This is a genomic window from Aminobacter sp. P4_D5, assembly GCF_056401815.1.
Genome location: NZ_JBFUIP010000351.1, coordinates 1 through 1,735 on the forward strand (window position 1 = coordinate 1; position 1,735 = coordinate 1,735).

Annotated in this window: 1 protein-coding gene; it reads left to right on the top strand. The window is 65.0% G+C overall.

The window, feature by feature from the left end; all coding sequences use genetic code 11:
• The first annotated feature begins 59 nt into the window (after positions 1 to 59).
• Entirely contained in the window at positions 60 to 1,568 is a 1,509-nt protein-coding gene (locus tag AC1DWF_RS31765; protein ID WP_476842535.1) for an ATPase domain-containing protein, read from the top strand.
• Positions 1,569 to 1,735 lie beyond the last annotated feature (167 nt).

A 1,735-nucleotide genomic window follows, 5' to 3' on the forward strand; every position in this document is an offset into this window, starting at 1 on the left:
CTTATCCGCSCCTTTCGCCAAAATAGATTCAKTATAGATAGAAGGAGAGGAGTAACTMTATGGAGTCCGTCCGAACGGAAGCAAAATCCAAGACSGGCGTCTCGGGTCTGGACAACATCCTGGCAGGCGGGCTTTCTCCAGGTCACGTATTTCTTCTCGAAGGAAATCCGGGTACCGGCAAGACCACCATTGCTCTGAGCTTCCTTCTGGAGGGCGCCAAGCAGGGCGAGCGCGGGCTTTACTTTACCCTTTCGGAAACCGAGCGTGAGCTGCGCGATGGCGCCGCCTCGMATGGCTGGACCCTCGATGACAGCATCACCGTCCTCGAACTGACGCCGCCCGAGAGCCTGCTGGACTCGGACCATCAACAGAGCCTGCTCTATTCCTCGGACCTCGAGCTCGGCGAGACGATCAAGGTCATCTTCGAGGCTTTCGAGCGCGAGAAGCCGGACCGCGTCGTGCTCGACAGCCTCTCGGAGATCCGCCTGCTGGCCCAGAGCTCGCTCCGTTATCGCCGCCAGATCCTGGCCATGAAGCACTATTTCGCACGGCAGGGCGCGACCGTCCTGCTGCTCGACGACATGACCTCCGACAAGGCCGATAAGACCGTGCACAGCGTGGTGCACGGCGTCATCCGGCTGGAGGAGTTGGCGCCCGACTATGGCGCCGAGCGCCGCCGCCTCCGCGTCGCGAAATATCGCGGGCAGGTCTTCCGCGGCGGCTATCACGACTTCACCATCCGCACGGGTGGCGTGGCCGTCTTCCCGCGCCTGGTGGCCTCCGAGCACCGCATCGGTTTCAAGCGGCAGCAGGTCACCAGCCAGATCCCCGCATTGGACGCGCTGCTCGGCGGCGGCGTCGACCAGGGCTCCAGCACGCTGGTGCTCGGCCCCGCCGGCACGGGCAAGAGCACCTTCACCTTCCAGTTCATCGCCTCCGCTGTGGCGCGCGGCGAGAAGGCGGCCCTCTTCGTCTTCGACGAGGAGTTGGGCCTGCTCTTCGAGCGCACCCGCAAGTTGGGGCTGGACCTCGAGGCCATGCGGGACGCTGGCGCTCTGTCCATCGAGCAGGTGGATGCCGCGGAGCTCTCGCCCGGCGAGTTCGCCCACCGCGTGCGCGAAGCCGTTTCCAAGGCCGGCGCGAAGACCGTCGTGATTGACAGCCTCAACGGCTACCGCGCCGCCATGCCGGAGGAGAACTCGCTCATCCTCCACATCCACGAGTTGCTGCAATACCTCAACCGCCAGGGCGCCTCGACCTTCCTGACCGTGGCGCAGCACGGACTCGTGGGCGACATGCAGTCGCCGGTCGACGTGACCTATCTGGCCGATACCGTGATCCTGCTGCGTTACTTCGAATCGCGCGGCGAGGTGCGGCGCGCCGTGTCCGTTATCAAGAAGCGCACGGGCTTCCACGAGGACACGATCCGCGAGTTCCGTATCGGCGTGAAGGGCATCAACGTTGGGCGCCCGCTGCACGAGTTCCAGGGCGTCCTGCGCGGGGTTCCCACTTTCGTGGGCGCCGAGATGCCTCTGCTGTCGAGACCCGATAAGCCCGATGCCGAATAGCCCCGCATTCAGCCATCACGCGCTGGTGCTTGCCCCCAAGGGAAGGGACGCCGCGGTGGCGAAGGCGCTGCTGCGAGATGCAGGTGTCCACGCGATCGACTGTCCGGACCTCGCCGCCTTTCAGAAGGCGCTCGGCGACGAGACCTGCATGGCCGTCGTCACTGAGG